11 protein-coding genes and 1 pseudogene are annotated in these 18,112 nt (G+C 70.4%); 5 read left to right on the top strand and 7 right to left on the bottom strand.

Annotated features, from left to right (window positions below):
• Positions 1-15: 15 nt before the first annotated feature.
• Together ACI2L1_RS07005 and ACI2L1_RS07000 are read left to right on the top strand one after the other, a co-directional pair.
• Positions 16-399: a hypothetical protein gene (locus ACI2L1_RS07005; protein WP_404738275.1), complete on the top strand. Its 384-nt coding sequence runs from the start codon at positions 16-18 to the stop codon at positions 397-399.
• Complete coding sequence (locus tag ACI2L1_RS07000) at positions 396-659, top strand: DUF4031 domain-containing protein (protein WP_404738274.1); 264 nt, start codon at positions 396-398, stop codon at positions 657-659. The genes ACI2L1_RS07005 and ACI2L1_RS07000 overlap by 4 nt, the downstream gene beginning before the upstream one ends.
• On the opposite strand, the gene ACI2L1_RS06995 is transcribed toward ACI2L1_RS07000, so the two are convergent.
• The 5 genes from ACI2L1_RS06995 to ACI2L1_RS06975 form a co-directional block, all read right to left on the bottom strand.
• Complete coding sequence (locus ACI2L1_RS06995) at positions 619-5,331, bottom strand: caspase family protein (RefSeq protein WP_404738273.1); 4,713 nt, start codon at positions 5,329-5,331, stop codon at positions 619-621. The two genes, ACI2L1_RS07000 and ACI2L1_RS06995, sit on opposite strands and share 41 nt — an antisense overlap.
• Positions 5,332-5,470: 139 nt before the next feature.
• Entirely contained in the window at positions 5,471-6,568 is a 1,098-nt protein-coding gene (locus tag ACI2L1_RS06990; protein WP_404738272.1) for a GNAT family N-acetyltransferase, read from the bottom strand.
• A gap of 69 nt (positions 6,569-6,637) precedes the next feature.
• Positions 6,638-11,047 carry a caspase family protein gene (locus tag ACI2L1_RS06985; protein ID WP_404738271.1) on the bottom strand — a complete coding sequence of 1,470 codons (4,410 nt, stop codon included), beginning with the start codon at positions 11,045-11,047 and terminating at the stop codon, positions 6,638-6,640.
• Positions 11,048-11,061: 14 nt separating this feature from the next.
• Entirely contained in the window at positions 11,062-11,412 is a 351-nt protein-coding gene (locus ACI2L1_RS06980) for a hypothetical protein (RefSeq protein ID WP_404738270.1), read from the bottom strand.
• An 87-nt stretch (positions 11,413-11,499) separates the two neighbouring features.
• On the bottom strand, positions 11,500-12,141 hold the full coding sequence (locus tag ACI2L1_RS06975) for a hypothetical protein (protein ID WP_404738269.1): 642 nt from the start codon (positions 12,139-12,141) through the stop codon (positions 11,500-11,502).
• 41 nt (positions 12,142-12,182) lie between these two features.
• Between ACI2L1_RS06975 and ACI2L1_RS06970 the strand changes: the two are divergent.
• Both ACI2L1_RS06970 and ACI2L1_RS06965 read left to right on the top strand, forming a co-directional pair.
• Positions 12,183-12,873 (top strand): annotated as a pseudogene (locus ACI2L1_RS06970) (maleylpyruvate isomerase family mycothiol-dependent enzyme).
• Between the two features lie 82 nt (positions 12,874-12,955).
• Positions 12,956-13,648: a copper homeostasis protein CutC gene (locus ACI2L1_RS06965; RefSeq protein ID WP_404738268.1), complete on the top strand. Its 693-nt coding sequence runs from the start codon at positions 12,956-12,958 to the stop codon at positions 13,646-13,648.
• 135 nt (positions 13,649-13,783) lie between these two features.
• On the opposite strand, the gene ACI2L1_RS06960 is transcribed toward ACI2L1_RS06965, so the two are convergent.
• Complete coding sequence (locus ACI2L1_RS06960) at positions 13,784-15,856, bottom strand: HelD family protein (protein WP_404738267.1); 2,073 nt, start codon at positions 15,854-15,856, stop codon at positions 13,784-13,786.
• A gap of 282 nt (positions 15,857-16,138) precedes the next feature.
• Here ACI2L1_RS06960 and ACI2L1_RS06955 point away from each other — a divergent pair, with 282 nt between their 5' ends.
• Positions 16,139-16,321: a hypothetical protein gene (locus ACI2L1_RS06955; protein ID WP_404738266.1), complete on the top strand. Its 183-nt coding sequence runs from the start codon at positions 16,139-16,141 to the stop codon at positions 16,319-16,321.
• 13 nt (positions 16,322-16,334) lie between these two features.
• Here the strand turns inward: ACI2L1_RS06955 and ACI2L1_RS06950 are convergent, their stop codons facing one another.
• Entirely contained in the window at positions 16,335-17,978 is a 1,644-nt protein-coding gene (locus ACI2L1_RS06950; protein ID WP_404738265.1) for a DNA repair helicase XPB, read from the bottom strand.
• Positions 17,979-18,112 lie beyond the last annotated feature (134 nt).

Here is an 18,112-nt window from a genome sequence, read left to right as displayed (position 1 = left end):
GCGCACAATGGCACCATGGAGTCCATCGGTCCACTTGAGCAGACCCTGCACACGGCCCGTTCCCTCGTGCTCGCCGATCTCGCGGCGGGCGAGGTCGCGGCGGCTGACGTGGTGTCGATGGTCGAGGACTCCGTCGTACAGCGGCGCTGGTGGCTGGAACAGTGGCCCGAGGGTGCGGATTTCGTGGCGGGACTGGTCGCCCAGGACGTCCAGGACGCCCTTCTGGAGCGCTACGGCCGCTGGCCCCTCTGCCCGGTCTGCGGCTCCGGCGACCCGCACGCCCTGGAGGTCGAACCGGAACTCGGCCCCGATCCGCACTGGGTGTGCCACCAGGCGGGCGTGAAGGTCGCGGCGGTCGGCTCGCTGAACACCGCGATGGGCGGGGCGTCCTCGTCGTGACGGTCTACATCGACCCACCCACCTGGCCGGGACACGGCCGCATGTGGTCCCACCTGATCAGCGACACCTCCTTCGACGAACTCCACGCCTTCGCCGAGGAACTGGGTGTCCCGACACGCGCCTTCGAGCGCGACCACTACGACATCCCGTCGCACCGATACGCGGACGCGGTGACGGCCGGCGCGGTGGAGGTCAGCAGCCGGGAAGTGGTGCGGCTGCTCACGGGGGCGGGGTTGCGGCGGCCGAAGGGGCGGGGCTGAACCAGGTTTCGGCCTCGTGGCGCATACCTGCCTGCGTGGCCAGAAGGGCGACCTCGCGGAGCGCTCGGCCGGTGCGCGTGGCGACTACAGCGAGGGTGACCAGGGAGACGGAAGTGCCAGCGTGTTCGAGCTCAGACATGAGGCTCGGGTGCTCGATCTCCCTCACTAGGTGCCGCTCCAGGTCGCGCTCCCGTTCCCATTCCGGCGGGCGCGGGAGGACTTCGAATCCCATGCCGGTGAGCGAGGCGGCGACCTTCTCCTCGTCGTCCTGGCCTGAGTGCAGGGTGGCGGCGTGCAGTTTCTGGGGGGTGACGGGGCCGAACAGGTCGGGGTCGGCGGTGTTGCCGACGGACAGGACGTCCGCATCACGCTTTGAGAACCGGGAGATGACGTCGGAGGAGACCTCACAGCTGTATCCGAGGGATTCCAGGCGGGACAGGGCGGCCGCCACGGAGATCTCGGCCCTCCGGGCGATGGTGGCGACGGTGCTCAGCATAAGAGGACTGTGCTCATGCAGTCCCGCTCGAGTGCGGAGGGTCATCTCCTCGCGTGAGGGCGGCTCTTCGTCCCGTACTTCTGCGGTGGTGTAGCCGAGTTGTCGGAGCCGGGCGGCCACATCGCGGACGGGACGGTTCGCGCGACGGGCGACGGCGACGAGATAGAAGAACGAGACCTGCCCGTCCACCGGAGCCACTTGGGCTTCGTGGCCGAGGATCGCCCGGTCGTCGTCGCTCAACTCGGGCAGAGGCGTGGAGTCCGGAGGCAGGACGAAGCCGAGTTCCCCGAGGAGCTCCGCGACATATTGCAGCGGCCAGCCCGTCCGCTGGGCGACCGAGGCGAGCTGGGCGAGGGACACGTACTGTGCCGCCTCCGGGCCGGGACGGGTCGAGTGAGCCCACCACAGGCCGGAGATGATCTCGAACTCGTCGTCCGTCCAGTCGTCCCAGACCGGATACTGCTCGGGCACGGCGAATCCCAGTTCGGCGAGTCGCAGGGCGGCCTGTTGCGTGGAGCAGGAGGCCTGGGCCGCGCTCAGTGACACCTGCGCCGCCGAGAGGCGCGCGCCGGGAGTCAGCCAGCCGGACGGGTTGCCGAGTGGGCGCAACAGAGGCAGGTCGTCACACTGGACGGCTGCACAGCCCTGGAGGGGTGCGACGCGATATCCCAGGCGGGTCAGACGCTCGCTGATCTCGGCCGGTGGCCGTTCAGACCACTCACTGAGGGCGAACAGTTCTGCGGTGTCGAGAGCCGTGCCGGGATCTCGCCAGGGGAAGAGCATGCCGAGGCTGACACAGCCGGTCTGCACGAGTGCACGTGAGGGGCTGGCCCAGAAGCGCTCGGCCGTGTCCGGGCCCCGTGACCAGTTGTCGAGGGCATGGTTCCAACGGGCTCCGAGCTGACCGAGCAGGATCCCGTCCGACGGTCGGGCGCAGAGGGCGTCCGACCGCTCCGTCTCAGGCAGGGAGACCGGTCCGCCCAGGCCCGCGCGGTAGAGGGTGCGCAGCCGCCAGCGCAGCACCGGCGCGGGCATGTTGTAGAGGAACCAGGAGGTCACGTGCCGGTCGTGCTCCGGGTACCGTCCGGTCACCAGCGGGAGCAAGGATTCGTCGGGCGGGAAGAACCCGACGTGGCTGAACGGCAGTTTCACGTCTGCCAGCTGCCACGGCAGGTCGACGCATTCGGCATGACCGGCCACGCAGTCGGCGAACGAGACCGACGAGACGGAGACCTCGGCCAGCCATTCCGAGTTGGGCAGCGGGAGTTCGGGATCGGTGAGACCGCGTGCCGCGTCTGCCATGCGAGCCGCCACATGGTCGGAGTCGAACGCGAGGAGGGTCGTCCGGTCGACCGACAATTCCGGGGCCTTCTCGCCATACAGGTTGATCACGGCGCCGAAGGGAAGATCCAACTCGTAGTTGCTGTTGTCCACATGCGCCAGGAGTCCGTCCGCCAGGATCACGCCGTCATGCTCGATCCACCACAGGTCAGGATCCACCGACGCCAGCGCGATGTCGCCGTCCGCCGTCAGTCCGAGACCCCGGTCGGCCAGTTCCAGCTCGTAGGCCGTTTGCGAAAGCTTCCCCGGCACCCACTCATGCCGCCGCGACCCATGGCCGGCCGTCGTCCGGTACGGCGCCACCCACAGCACCCGCTGCAGCGCTTCCACACAGGACACGGTTGTTCCCCGCCGGGCCAGCAGCAGTCGCACCGACGTGCCCGATTCATCCTCCTCGCCCTCGCCCAGATCCTCCACCCGGAAGAGATTCCCGGGCCCCGCGATCGTCACCTGGAGCAGGCGTCCGGGACGCCCGTCCCGGCCCATCCGGCAGGTCCGCACGACGATTTCGTCCGCGAGCATGAAGTAGCTCAACACACCGATACCGAAGCGCGAGTTGGGATGCAGCGTCGGTTTGGGGTCGGGCAGCTCCGCCCAGGCCGCCTGCTCCTCGACGTACTCGGGCAGGTCGACGAAGCGGGCGCCGCCCTGGGAGAAGACGCCCGTCAGCTCGGTCAGCCCCATCCCGACGCCGTTGTCCCGGCACTCCAGGTACGGGCGACCGTCGGATCCCACCCCCTGCACGAACTCGATCCGGCCCTCCCAGGGGCGAACCGGTCGGCCTGTGCGGTCGAGATACTGAGTGCGGCAGTCCCGGTAGCGGACGGCGTCCAGCGCGTTCTGATAGAGCTCTCGGACCGCCAACTCCCGGTCTCCGTAGAGCTGTTCTCCCATCAGGAGTTCCTGGACGCGGTCCTCGGCAAGTTGGAAGCGGATGCCGTCGGAGAGCCGGTCGGGGGAGTTCCCGGTCAGGCGAACCAGGCTGCCGTCGGCGTAGGGCGGCAGGGTGCCGAGCGGGACGAGGGCCGGGTGCCCGCCTCGGTTGATGTCCCGCAACAGTTCGTCGACCCGCCCGGCGTGCGCGCGCAGGGCGATCTGGACGGCCGGGTGAGCGCATACGGCGTTGAGGGAGCGGCCCATGCCGGAGATACGCCAGTCGGAGCCACGGACGGTGTCCAGGAGTGTGCCAAGGCCGACGCTGTCGTGGATGCCGATGTGCTCGACCACGATCTCGGGCAGGTCGACCGGGTCCACGGCCATCGCGTACGCCGCCTTGACCAGGGCCGAGACCAGAGCCATGCGCACCTCGTGCTCGTCCCCCGTACTGGCGGCGATGACGTCATCGTCCTCGCCGCGGTCACCCGCGGGGGGCGCGGGCTCCGGGATGCGCCGTGTCGAGAACGGCGCCGCGCGGTGCTCCTTGAGCAGCCGCATCAGCCGGTCCGCCGAGAGCGCCTCGGCCACCCAGGAAGGCTGGTCGGGTCCGGTCGTCGCGTCCCCGATGAGGGCCTTGAGCGCCACCGCCGAGTACAGCTCCGGCTTCTGGATCAGCCAGCGGTGAAGCAGCCACCACCGGATGCCCTCCACGGACGCGCTCGCCGCCTTCTCGTCGCGCAGGGTCAGCAGCCTGCGCTTGAGCCGCGGGAACTGCTGGGCGAACTTGCGGAAGCGAGTGTGCTCGGGTACCGAGGCTCCGGTGTCCGTCAGCAGGGTTCTGCGCTGGGTGGTCTCCTGCGCCCAGAAGGTCTGCTCCACGAGGGGCACCAGCACGGCGAGGGCGGCCTCGGTGGGGGACAGGGGCGCGTCGGCGGCCAGTCGGCCGGTGAGGAACCCGAGCCTGTGGTGGGTGCGCTCGGCGAGCTCGGTGTCGTACCAGGGGTCGTCGTGGAGGGCGTGCGTGGCGTCCTCGTACGCCGTGGCCAGGCGGCCCGCGAGAAGGACGCAGGCCTGCTGGAGCGACTGGCGGGCGTTGCCTTCGGGGGTGCGGTGCCAGACAGGGTGCTTCTCGACCGAGCGGATCCACGGGTGGGTCCTGGTGAGCCGGTCAGGGCCGGGAAGCAGCGGGAAGTCGCCGTCGCCCGGCGGGGTGTCGGCGCGGACCGTGATCTGCTGCGCGAGGCCGTCCTTGCCGTAGCCGCGGTGCAACTCCGTGACACGGTGCTGGACCCGTGCGGAGAAGTCGTGCAGCCGCAGCGCGTGCGGATCGGCCGTGATCGTATCCGCGACGGCGCGGGAGAAGAGGCTGAACGACTCTCCTGGCTGGGTCCCGGTGTCGTGCCCCGGCTGGATCTGGTCGCTCGGCCGGACGAACCGCGCGAACTGCGGCGCCGTGCAGGCGTACACGTACGCGACCTTGCGATGCAATGCCTCGGCGACCTTGCGTTGTGACCAACGGCGCAGGCCTGGCGGGGCCATGGTGTCCGGGTCGATGCCCTCACGGCAGGCGTCGATGAGGAAGACGACATGCGCGGCGGGAGATTCCTCGATCTCCCGCTCCCACCCGATCTCGATGCAGGTCTCGGCGAAGACCTCCACGTCGAAGGAGGCGTCCTCCGGGATCAGGTAGTCCTTCCCTTTGAAGTGCTGGCCGTGTCCACTGAGGAGGATCAGCACGGTGTCGCCTCGGCCCGCCTCGCGCAGAAACGTGCGGATCCGGCTGTTGACCGTGTTCGGCGTGATCCCGCGTCGGCTCTCGACGATCTCGGCGGTCTGGAATCCGCGGTCGGCCAGCGCGTCACGCATCCGTTGCAGGTCGTCGGGAACGAACGGCAGGTTCTGGATCCGCGGATCGTCGTACTCGCTCGCTCCGATGAGCAGCGCCCTGTGCTGGGGCATCACGCCGTACCTGTCCCCCTCAGCCATGCCATGCCCGCCATCAGCTGTGCCGGAGGAACAACTCTAGTTCCACGAGGGACATTTGTGGCCAGGGATGGGCAGTCCGAGGGCTAGGTCCCTAGGGCGGGTGTCGGACGCCCTAGGCGGGCCGGACGTACAGCCGTAGACCGGTCTCCATCTCGCCGTACGCCTGCTCGTCCTCCACACTCGCCCGTGCGAATCCGGCCCGGGCGATCACCCGCTGGGAGGGCGCGTTGTCCGGCTCGATGGTCGCGCAGAGGCCGCGGACGTCGTCGCGGGCCAGGGCCCAGTCGCTCAGGGCGCGCAGGGCCTCGGTGGCGTAGCCGTGGCCGCGGGCGCTTTCGGCGAGGTCGTAGCCGACTTCGGTGCGGCCGTCCTCGTCGGGGGCGCCGTGAAAACCCATGCCGCCGATCGCGCGGCCGTCCTCCCTGCGTACGAGGGTGAAGAGGCCGAACTCTGGGCGGTGGACGCCTGCTTCGTAGGCCTTGATGGTCATGCCGGCGGCCTCGCGGGTGCCGTCGAAGGGGCCGTCCTCGACCCATTCGAAGCCGCCGTCGCCGCCCGCCGCGAGGTCGGCGGCGGAGGCGGGGGTGACGCCCTGGAGGGTGAGGCGTTCGGTGGGCAGGACGAGGTTGTTGCTCCAGCGCCACTCCGTGCGCGGGGCGCGGCCGGGGAGCTCGCCGCGGCCGGTGGCCCACAGGAGGGTGTGCCAGGCGTCGGGGCCCGGCTGGACCTCGGGGAAGATCCGGGTCAGTACGTATTCCGGGAGGTGGGCGGGGGGTTCGTACGTCCGGCCCAGGCCCTCCATGATGTCGTGCGTGTGCAGCAGGACCTCGGCGACGCCCATCGCGGCGAAGCCCTCGCGGTTCGCGCTGCGGAAGGGGTACGGGTGGAAGGCGCGGACCTCGCGCGGGGTGCTGCGGATCGTCGCGGCGAACAGGACACCGGTCGTCTCGATGACCTGGAGGGCGCCCTCGGCGTCGGTGCCCTCCTCCAGGAAGAGGTTGAAGGGGACGTACGCCTTCTGCGCCCGCCCCGCCAACTGGCCCGCGTACGAGATGAGATCGCTCGCGATGTGCTCGGCCACCTGCAGACAGGTCCACTCCACCCGGCCGGCCAGTACCTCGCCCCAGTCGTCCCGGTCCACCGTCGTCCGCAGCGCCGCCACCGCGTCCGCGACGGCCTCCGTCACCCGTTCCCCGCCCATGTTCTGCATGTGGGGCAGGGTAGAGGCCGCGGGTGCCTGGAGGTACCCGGTTTTCCGGCGGGGTTAAGGGTAGGCCCGTCAGGGCCACCAGTCCTCGGCCTCGTGCCGGAAACCGAGTTCCGTCGCCTTCGCGGCGACTTCCCGGAACGGGCGGCGGACGCGGAGGGCGGCTGAGGCGATTTCGGCGAGGGTGGCTCGGTTGGCTGTGTCGTAGCGGGGGGCGCGGCCGTGCTGGAAGGCACGGATCAGGATTTCGTCGACGGCCGCAGCGGGTGTGCTGGCCCCGTGCAGGGCGCCGGACAGACGGTGGTAGCCGGGCAGGGCCTGGGCCAGGCGCAAAGGGTCCCGCCAGGCGGATCCAGGGGCGACCGTAGCCTTGTCACGGTCCGGGAAATCGAAGTCTTTCATCGCTGCACTGAATTCCGCGCTGCCCGGCTTCGGCAGAGTGGGGTTGATCCGGCGAAGTCGATTGATCCCCGCAAAGTCCATGGGCACGTTGGCGCCCCTCCTGTTGAGCGCTGCCGCGTATCCGTGTGCCGGCGTGAGTTCGGGGAGCGGCGGCTCGGGCAGGACGAAGCCGAGGCCCCTCAGCGTCCGGGCCACTGACTCCGTGGGAGAACCGATGCGAGCTGCCGCGTAGAGCAGCTGACCTCTGCTGACCTGTCGGGCCTCCTCGGGCGAGATCCGTTGTTCGTAGGAATGCCCCATCAGGTTCCGGGCAAGTGAACGCACCGTCTCGGCCGTCCCGTCGGGCTCGACGAGGGTGTCGAGGACGGCCGCGGGAATGACGTATCCCAACTCCTGGAGGCGGTTCGCCGCCTGACGCGGGTGGTCCTGCGCGTAGAGGTGCGCCAGGTGGATGCAGTCCCCTGGGAGGACGAACTCGGACGAGGAAGCGGCTCGTCTTCCGTTGCCGCTCAACTCGCGGATGTCCCTGTGCGAGGTGAGGAGGGGCAGGTCGTCGAGGGAGGCGTCCTTCAAGGGGCCCAATTCTTCCACGGCGTAGCCGAGTGAGTGCAGTCGTGAGGCGACTCGGCCCGGGGCGCTCCACCGGCTCACCGCGGTGGCGAGCACTTCACACACGGGGACGGTGAACTGGTCGGGGCGCCATGGCCTGAGGTCGTGTATCTCCCTCGTCAGCGACCTCTGGTGCCCATGAGTGGTGGATCTGCCCGTGACACGCACGGCATAGGCTTTCGTGACGTCGTCCAGGGCCCGTGCCCAGGCATCGCGATCGCTCCCGGTGAGCAGCATCAGGTCCGACGGCTGGGCCGCCGGCAAGGACCCCATGGGCAGCTCAGGGTGGAGGGCCGACAGCCGCCAGCGCAACACGTTCTCCGGCATGCACAGGATCAGCAGTGCCGCGACCGTGTCATACGGTCCCTCGGGCCACGGGAAGGAACCTGTGGCCACCGGCAGGAGGAGCAGGTCCGGTGGGAAGAACCCGGTTCTGCCGGCGTCCAGTGTCCAGTCGTAGCTCTTCCAGGAGATGTCCTTCTCCACCGCGCGGATGGTGATTGCCTCCGCCATCTCAGCGTCCTGTTGCATGAGGGCGTCCAGCCATGCGGGAGACAACAGGCCAGGTGCGTCGAAGAGTTCGTCAAGAGCGGCCAGACTGCGCACGCGCACGAGTTCCTCGTCGTGTCGGCTGAGCTTCTTTCGGTCGACGGAAAGGGTCGCCGCGGCACCGTGGAGGTCGACCACACGGCCGAACAGAGTGGTGTCATTGGAGATTCCGTCGACGAGGACTGCGCCCTTGCCGTCGGTCCACCACATGCCGCTCTCCCGGCATGCCGCCACCGAACCGGGTCTGGACGCGGTGGCCGAGGTCGAGAACTGCCGACCCAGTTCACGGGACCAGACGTAAGGAGAGGTGTCCGAGTCCGGCCCGTAGCGCAGGCGAAGGCGCTCGGGTCCCGACGGCGGCTCACCGCTCGCCCCTTCCTCCACCGGCGCCGCCAGCGCCCCCGGCTCCCACCGCAACACTCGTCCACCCACGGGTGCCCGCACCACATACGGCGACACCCACAGGTACTTCTCCAACTCCTCCCCGCTGGACGGGATCTTCTTGCCCGGCACTCCGTACAACCGCACCCGAGTCCCGGCCTCCCGCCCAGGCCCCAGGTCCTCCACCCGGAATAGGTTTCCGGGCCCCGCGATCGTCACCTTCAGTTCGTGCCCCGGCCGTCCAGCGCGGTCCAACCGGCAGGTCCACACCGAGAGTTCGTCGGCGATCATGAAGTAGCTGAGGACTCCTAGGCCGAAGCGGCTCACCGGGACGTGCGAGACGGGTGGGTCGAGGGCGGCCCACAAGGCGCCCTCCTCGCGGTACTCGGGCAGGTCGACGAAGCGGGAGCCGCCCTGGGCGAAGGCGCGGCTCAGTTCGGTGACGCCCATGCCGATGCCGTTGTCGGCGCACTCCAGGTAAGGGCGGCCATCGGGGTCCACGCCCTCCGTGAAGACGATCTCACCCCGCCACTCGGGGGGTGTCACGCCGGTGCGGCGTAGGTACTCCGTGCGGGCCGTGCGGTAGCGGAGCGCGTCCAGACCGTTCTGATACAGCTCGCGGATCGCCAGCGCCCGGTCGCCGTAGAGCTGTTCGCCCATGAGGAGTTCCTGGACGCGGTCGTCCGCGAGCCGGAAACGGATGCCGCTGGAGAGTTCAGCGGGGGCCGCTCCGCTGGGGCGGACCTGCTGGGCGTCGGCGTACGCAGGCAGGGAGGCCAACGGGGACAGGGAACTGCCGCGCTTCGCCGCCTCCTTGTTGATGTCGCGCAGAAGCGTGTCCACCGTCTCGGCGTGCCGTCTGAGGGCCAGTTCGATGGCGGGGTGCCCGCACAGTGCGCTCAGCGAGCGGCCGGCGCCCGCGGACACCCAGTGCGACTGGCGCAGTGTGGAGCGCAGATCGGTGAGGGAGACGCTGTCGGAGATGCCGAGGTGCTCGACCAGGACCTCGGGCAGGTCGGCCGGGTCGACGGCGAGCGCGTGGGCGGCCTTGAGAAGGGCGGAGACCAGTCGCTCGCGGACCGTGTGTTCGTACGGCGTGCTGGGGGCGACCTGGCGTTCGTTGTCCAGGGCGGTGCTGCGGACGGTGCCCGCGACGGCGGCGGGGGCGACGCGCTGCTCCTTCAGATAGGCCAGCAGGCGTGGGGCCGACAGCTCCGAGACCGCCCACGCGCGCATCGGCACGTTCGCGTCGTCACAGGCGAGGAACTCGCAGGTGAACGCCTCCGTGTGCTGGACCAGCCAGCGGTGGACGCCCCACCAGCGGATGTCGGAGAGTGCCCCCGACGGCTTCTGTGTCAGCGTGCGCAGCCGTCGGCCCAGTCGTGGGAACGAGGTCAGGAACACGTCCAGCTCGGCCTCGGACAGGTCATGGTGGGCGGCCTGCTGCGCCCAGTGCGCCTGCGCGGCGAACGGCAGCACGGCCAGCAGCGCGGCCTCGGTCGGGGAGAGTTCGGTGTCTTCGGCCAGGCGCAGCAGCAGGAAGCCGACGCGTTCCGTGGTGCGCTCGGCCAGCTCGCCGTCGTACCAGGGGTCGTTGACGATCTTCTGCTCGGCGGCGGCGCAGGCGCGCGCATAGCGGGCTGCGAGTCGGCCGCAGACCGCTTTGAGCGCCGTCACACTCGGCTCCTGGGCGGGGGCGGTGAAGCTCCAGGAGTGATGATTCGTGACTGCCTCGGTCCAGGTCCGTTCGGCGCCCTTGAGGTCCGCGGTGCTCTCGGTCGGTGGGAAGAGCGTGAAGGTGTCCCGATCCTCCTCGGTGCGGACGCGGACCCGCTGCGCGGGCCCCGGTTTCGCGTATGCCGTGTGGAGGGCGTCCACGCGCTCCTGGGCGGCCGTCTCGAACTCGGCCAGCGTGCTGACCGGGCCGGCCAGCAGGTCGGTGACCGTGCGGGAGAAGAGGCTGAAGGTATCGCCGGGTTTCGTGCCCACGTCATGCCCGCCGCGGACCCGGTCACTGTCCCGGACATAGCGGGCCACCTGGGCCTGCGAGCAGGCGTAGACGTAGGCAACCTTACGACGCAGGGTGGCCGCGACGGTACCGCTCGACCAGGGCGCCGTACCCATGGTGTCGTCGCGGACGCCCTCTCGGCAGGCGTCGATGAGGAAGACCACCTGGGCGGCCGCCGTGTTCTCCAGATTGCGGCCCCAGCCGATTTCCACGCACCCGTCGTGCGCGGCGAGCATGGTCGGATCGAAGTCCTGGGGGACCAGGTAGTCCGTGCCGTCGTCGTGCACCCCGTGGCCGCTCAGTACGACGAGCAGACGGTCGTCCTGGCCGGCTGCGGCGAGGAAGCGTGACACCGCGCCGTTGATCACGTTGGGCGTGAAGTACGGTGCCTGGGCCACCTGGACCTGGTGGAAGCCGCGCGACTTCAAGGCGGACGCCATGCCGTCCAGGTCCTCCCGGACGAAGGGCAGCGAGCTGATCCCCGCCGCCTCGTACTGGGCGACCCCGATGAGCAGAGCCTTGTAGCGGGTCAATCCGACAACCGCCCTCAGGGCCGCTTGAAGACCAGTGTCAGCCCGCGGGTGCCCTGCACTTGGCCGGTGCCGATGAGCTGGATGCCACCGCTCGCGGTGACCTGGAAGGACAGCTGGGCCTCGGCGAGGGGCAGAGTGCCGCCCCGGGCCTCGGCGTCGGCGAACAGCTGCTGGAGGGCGTCGACCGTTTCCGCGAGGTTCTTGCGGAGAGGGCCGAGCGGCACTGACCGCAGGACGGGGCCACCGCCACCGCCACCGCCGCCGCCGCCGCCGCCGAAGATGCTCAGTGTGTCGCCTTCGCCCTCTTCGGTGTCGCTGACCCAGAACTCCAGGCTCGGCTGGGTGAGTTCGGTCTCGTTGTCCATGCGCAGGCTCTCCCCGTGACGACGCTGCGCCAACCTTATGGCTTCACAGGCCGGTTGAGGAGATGAAACGACAGACGTCAGCCGAGCTCAGCCATGGAGGAGCTCCAGCTCGGAAGCCAGGTTGTAGCGGGCCGTCGCCTCCCATTCGCGTTCCCCGTACGGCGTTCTGAACAGCCGGGGCAGATCCAGCAGTTGACGCAGGATTCCGGACCGGCCCTCGCGGAAGGCGTCGGTCGGGACGAAGCCGTACTCCTCGCGTACGGCGGCCGTGTAGGCGGCGTACGCGGAGGGCGGGGCGGCGAGGATCGCGAGGTCGGCGTCGCAGAGGACCTGGCCGTTGCGGTCGTCGGCGGCGGGATCGTGGCTGACGGTGAGGCGGACCAGGCGGGCGACCTCGGCCGTGGCCTCCTGGGGGACCCCGGCTTCGGCGAGGGCGCGTTCGGCCAGGCGGGCGGAGCGGTCCTCGTTCTCCGAGCGGTCCGGGAGATAGACGGCGTCGTGGAACCAGGCGGCGAGGCGGACCAGGTCCGGGGCGTCGGCGTACGTCTCCAGCACGTCGACGTGGTCCAGGACCGCCGTGAGGTGTGTGAGCGTGTGGTAGTGCCGCTGCGGCTCCTGCCAGCGGGTGAGGAGGTTGTCGGCGTACGGCAGCGGGTCGGGGCCGTCGGAGCCCCTGGCCGCGTTCAGGGCGTCGGTGAAACGGGCGCGGAGGGTGTCGAGATCGGCCATGGCCTCATTGTCTCGCGTGTCGCTCCTGGCACGTTGGGCGCATGACTGACGTACGAGACCCTTCGCTGCCCGGCCGTCTCCTGACCACCGAACGTGACGCGCTGATCCCCCTCCTGCGCTCCCGCCCGGACGCCGACTTCGCGCTGCCGACGGCCGCGTGTCCCGGCTGGAGCGTGCGGGACGTGCTCGCGCACTGTTCGTCCGCCCTGACGCGGGTGGTGGAGGGCCGGTTCGAGAAGGGCGTGTTCTCGCCCGAGTCCAACGACCGGGACATCGCCGAGCGCGCGGACTGGACGAACCAGCAGGTCGTGGACGAGCTGGAGCGCGGGATGACGCAGGCGGGGGCGGCGATCGCCCGGGCGGGCGGGGTGCTGGACATCATTGGGCTGGGGTGGGGGTCCCCCCACGCCTTTGAGGCAGTGGGGGAGGGTGCACGCGGGTGATGTGCGGGAGGTCCTCGGGGAGCCGGGGGCGTACGGCGGTGCCGGTCTGCCGGACGCACTGGCCCTGTTGGTCCGCACCACCCAGGAACGCGGCCACCTCCCCCTCCACGCCGACCTCGACGACCTGGACGAACCGCTCCGCCTGGGCGACGCGGCCGGCGACCGCACTCCGGCGCGTTACATCGGGGACGCGGCGACTCTCGTACGGCTGTACTCGGGGCGTCCGCTGCGGGGGCGGGCGTACGAGCTGGCGGGGGTGGAGGTGAAGGAGCTGAACATCTTCGGGTGACCCCGTATGACTCCTGACCCCGTACCCTAAAATTGGACTAGACCTGTAGCTGTCCGATCGATCGTCCGATGAATGGGGTCCGATGAGCAAGCGTGCGGTCCTGGAAGTGGTTGCCCTCGACACCGAGGACGCGGTCGCGGCCCAGGCGGGAGGCGCGGACCGGCTGGAGCTGGTGACCGACATGGCGGCCGACGGTCTGACGCCGACGGTCTCGACGGTCGCCGGGATCCGGGCCGCCGTGGACATCTCGCTGCGGGTGATGCTGCGGTTGTCGGACGGGTTCGGGGCGGGGGACGCCGGGCGGCTGGTGAGGACGGCCCGCGAGATGAGGTCCGCCGGGGCCGAGGAGTTCGTGCTGGGGTTCCTCGACGCTTCCGGTGAGGTGGATCTGGCGTCCGTGGAGCGGGTCGTCGGGGTGCTGGACGGCTGCCGCTGGACCTTCCACCGCGCCATCGACCACACGGCGGACCGGGACGCCCTGCGCAAGCAGCTGGCCGATCTGCCGGGTCTGGACACCTACCTCACGGCGGGTTCGGCGGCGGGCGTCGACGAGGGGCTGCCCGTGCTGCTCGCGGAGGCGGCGAGGGCGGGGGAGCCGGGGTACGAGCAGCAGCTGCTGGTGGGGGGCGGGCTGCGCCTTGACCATGTGCCGGGCTTGCGGGCGGCCGGGTTCGACGCGTTCCACATCGGCGGGGCGGCGCGGCCGGGGGGCTGGGGGGCGCCGGTTTCGGCGGAGGCGGTACGGGAGTGGCGCCACGTTCTGGACAAGGGGTGAGCGGACCCACCCAGGGCGCGGGGAACTGCGCGACCGACCCCCGCGCCCCCGCACTCGCCCGCCGGGCTGACGCGAGGGCGGCGGGGTGCTCAACAGGGGCCCTTCCAGGGCGACATGGCGGAACGGATCAGCACCCTACCCGGCAAGCTGCGCAGGCAACGGCGCCGCGTGCGTCACGATCAGCCCCGACACCGCTCGGGTCAGAGCCACGTACAGCCGGCGCAGCCCGGTCCGTTCGTCCGGTTCGCCGTCCACCACGGCCTGCGGCTCGTCCAGGACGACGTAGTCGTACTCCAGGCCCTTGGCGAGGGACGCCGGTACCAGGGTCAGCCGGGTCTCGGCGGTGGTCTCCTCGCCGGGGGCCAGGAAGCCGATCCCCGCCGCCGTCAGCGCCTGTGTCAGCTCGGGCACCCGGGCGTCCGCCGCGATCAGACCCGTCGATCCCTCGTTGCGCAGCAACTCCTCGCACGCGGCGACCACTTCGGCCGTACCCGAGGTCTCGCGCAGGTCGAAGAAGCCCGGGTTCTCACGGACCGACGCGACCGGGGTCAGGCCCGGCGCGATGTGCGGGAGGAGGAGGGAGGCGTATGTGATGACGTCCGTCGGCACACGGAAACCGGCCGTCAACTCCTCGATCACCCCGTCGGACTTGCCGAGGTGGGCCAGCGCCTCGTCCCAACTCCGCGTCGCCCAGGGCGTGGTGCCCTGCGCGAGGTCTCCGAGGACGGTCGCCGAGCCGGTCGAGCAGCGGCGCCCGACCGCACGGTACTGCATGGGGGAGAGGTCCTGCGCCTCGTCGAGGACCACATGCCCGAGGGAGTGCGTGCGCTCCACGATGTCCGTCGTCTCGTCGACCAACACCGTGTCCGCGGCGGACCACTTGGCCGACTTCACGGACCGCACGGGCTTCGCCCACAGGATCGTCTTCTGCTCGTCCTCGTCGAGGACCCCGTCCGCGTGTACGGCGAGGAAGTCCGCGTCCGTCAGCAGGCGCAGGACGAGTTTCGCCGGGTCGACGGGCGGCCAGATCTGCTTGACCGCCGCCTTCACCGCCGCGTTGCGGGCCACCGCGTCCTGCACGCGGTCGTCGGGGGCCTCCCCGGACCGCTCCATCTGCACCAGCACGGCGTGCGCGATGCGCTGCGGGAGGGCCTCGCGGGCGGCGCCGTAGCGGATGCCCCGGTCGAGCAGCTCCCTCACGATCTCCTCGACTTCGTACGCCGGGACCCGCCACCGGCGTGATCCGCGCACCACCATCACCGGCTCGGTGGGCATGGTCACGTGCGCGTACACGGCCCGCCTGAGCACCTCCGCCATCCGCGCGTCGCCCTTGAGGACCGCGGCGGCCGCGTCGTCGGCGCCGCGCACCTCGACGTGCGCCACCAGGTCGTCGACGGTCGCCTGCTTCACCGTCAACTCGCCCAGTGCGGGCAGCACTTGCTCGATGTAGTGCAGGAAGGACCTGTTCGGTCCGATGACGAGGGTGCCGGTGCGGGCGAGCCGCTCGCGATGGGCGTAGAGCAGGTACGCGACCCGGTGCAGGCCGACGGCCGTCTTCCCCGTGCCGGGACCTCCCTGCACACAGACCGTGCCGCCGAGACCGGACCGCACGATCTCGTCCTGCTCGGGCTGGATGGTCGCCACGATGTCGCGCATCGGGCCCACGCGCGGGCGCTCGATCTCCTGCTGGAGCAGCTTGCTGGTGGCCGCAGCCCCCGACGGCTCTGCCGGGTCGGAGAGGTGTTCGTCCTCGTAGGCGGTGATGTCGCCGCGGGTGTAGCCGAAGCGGCGGCGCAGCCCGATGTCCATCGGGTCCTTCTTGGACGCCCGGTAGAACGGCTGTGAGACCGGCGCCCGCCAGTCGATCACCATCGGGTCGCCGTCGTGGTCGTGGACGTGCCGGCGCCCGATGTAGAAGCGCTCGCCCTCCGCGCCCTCCGCCTGGTCGGCGCCGGGGGAGTGCAGGTAGTCGAGGCGGCCGAAGAACAGCGGGGTGTCGCTGAGGTCGGCCAGCGACTTGATCCGCTCGTCGATCTGGCGGGCCAGGACCTCGGCGTTGACCCAGTTCGCGGTGACGTCCTTGATGTCCAGCGACTCGGCGTCCTCGCGCATGGCGCGCAGGGCGGCTCGGGAGCCGGCGAGGTGGGAGCGTTCGCGGGCGAGCGGGTCGTCGGCTACGGGTGGCGCGGGCGTGGACGGCCTGGACAAGGGGGTGCCTCCGAAGGTGCTGCGGGATGTGGCTGCCGGGTGGGTGGCAGCGAGATGCCGACCGGTTTCCGGCCGGTCGGCGGCGCTCCGGGAGGGAGGCGGGCAAGAGCGGAGATTTTAGAGGTGGCGGCGGCCGGAACGCCAACGGTTTTTCCGTCCCCCTAGGGGAGGGCCCCTCAGCCGGGTGGGGGAGGCTCCACCCACAGGGTGTACCCAGGTAGCACAAGAAGTGGCTACCTGGGACCGATGCCCTCTTTACGTCTGCTCAGCCACCATGGATGCATGAGCGCAGCGACCTTCACCCCAGCCCCCGGTCGCCCGTCCGGGGCGACCCCCCTCTCCGGTATCCACAGCACCCACCGCCTGGGCAACGCCCTCCGAGCGATCCGCGTCTTCACCGGCGCAGCCTTCGACGTCGTCATACTCGGCGAGTACGGCGAGGAGGCGGGCGTCCGCCGCCGCTGAGCGCGGCGCCGGCTCAGCCCTCCGCCAGCAGCTCGTCCGCGTCCACGATCCGGTAGGCGTACCCCTGTTCCGCCAGGAACCGCTGTCGGTGTGCGGCGAAGTCCTGGTCGATGGTGTCGCGGGCGACCACGGAGTAGAAGTGGGCCTGGTGGCCGTCCGCCTTGGGGCGCAGGACCCGCCCGAGCCGCTGGGCCTCCTCCTGGCGGGAGCCGAAGGTGCCCGAGACCTGGATGGCGACGGTCGCCTCCGGCAGGTCGATGGAGAAGTTCGCGACCTTGGACACCACCAGCACGCTGATCTCGCCCTCCCGGAAGGCGCCGAAGAGCTTCTCGCGCTGGGCGTTGGAGGTCTCGCCCTTGATGACGGGGGCGTCCAGGTGCTCGCCGAGTTCGTCGAGCTGGTCGATGTACTGACCGATCACCAGGATCTGCTGGCCCGCGAACCGCCGTACCAGAGCCTCCGTGACCTTCCGCTTGGTCGCGGTCGTGGCACAGAAGCGGTACTTCTCCTCCTGCTCGGCGGTGGCGTAGGCGAGCCGCTCCGAGTCGGTGAGGTTCACCCGGACCTCGACGCAGTCGGCGGGCGCGATGTACCCCTGCGCCTCGATCTCCTTCCACGGCGCGTCGAACCGCTTGGGCCCGATGAGCGAGAAGACGTCCGACTCCCGCCCGTCCTCCCGCACCAGGGTCGCGGTCAGCCCGAGTCTGCGCCGGGCCTGGAGGTCGGCGGTGAACTTGAAGACGGGCGCGGGCAGCAGGTGCACCTCGTCGTAGAGGATGAGCCCCCAGTCCCGGGAGTCGAAGAGCTCCAGATGCGGGTAGACGCCCTTCCGCCGGGTCGTGAGCACCTGGTAGGTGGCGATGGTGACGGGCCGGATCTCCTTGCGCGTCCCGCTGTACTCGCCGATCTCCTCCTCGGTCAGCGAGGTCCGCTTCACCAGCTCGTGCTTCCACTGCCGGGCCGAGACGGTGTTGGTGACGAGGATGAGGGTGGTCGACTTGGCCTGCGCCATGGCCCCGGCGCCGACGAGGGTCTTGCCGGCACCGCAGGGCAGGACGACGACCCCGCTGCCGCCGTGCCAGAAGTTCTCCACGGCCTGCTTCTGGTAGGGCCTGAGCGCCCAGCCGTTCTCGGCCAGCTCGATCGAGTGCGCCTCGCCGTCCACGTACCCCGCGAGGTCCTCGGCGGGCCAGCCCAGCTTCAGCAGCGTCTGCTTGATCTGCCCGCGCTCGGAGGGGTGCACGACCACGGTGTCCGGATCGAGCCGCGCCCCGACCAGCGGGGTGATCCGCTTCGAGCGCAGGATCTCCTCAAGCACCGGCCGGTCGGTGGTGGTGAGGACGAGCCCGTGTGCCGGGTGCTTGCTGAGCGTGAGCCGCCCGTACCGGTCCATGGTCTCGGCGACGTCGACGAGCAGGGCGTGCGGCACGGGGTAGCGGCTGTACTGCACGAGCGCGTCCACCACCTGCTCGGCGTCGTGCCCGGCCGCCCGCGCGTTCCACAGGCCCAGCGGGGTCACCCGGTAGGTGTGGATGTGCTCGGGCGCCCGCTCCAGCTCGGCGAACGGCGCGATGGCCCGACGGCACTCGTCGGCCTGCTCGTGATCGACCTCAAGCAGCAGGGTCTTGTCGGATTGGACGATGAGAGGACCGTTCACGTACATGCATCCTTCCGCGCGGGCCAAACCTCCAGTGTGCCCCATCCCGCGGGCCGTGCGGCGCCTGGAATCAGGCGGTGCGATCCCGATAGGGTGTGCCAGGTTTCGCGTGCACGCTCCTGACAAAGCACGCG

The organism is Streptomyces sp. NPDC019531 (genome assembly GCF_044903305.1).
In the GTDB taxonomy this organism is placed as follows: Bacteria; Actinomycetota; Actinomycetes; order Streptomycetales; family Streptomycetaceae; genus Streptomyces.
This window is presented reverse-complemented; position numbering and strand designations above follow the sequence as displayed.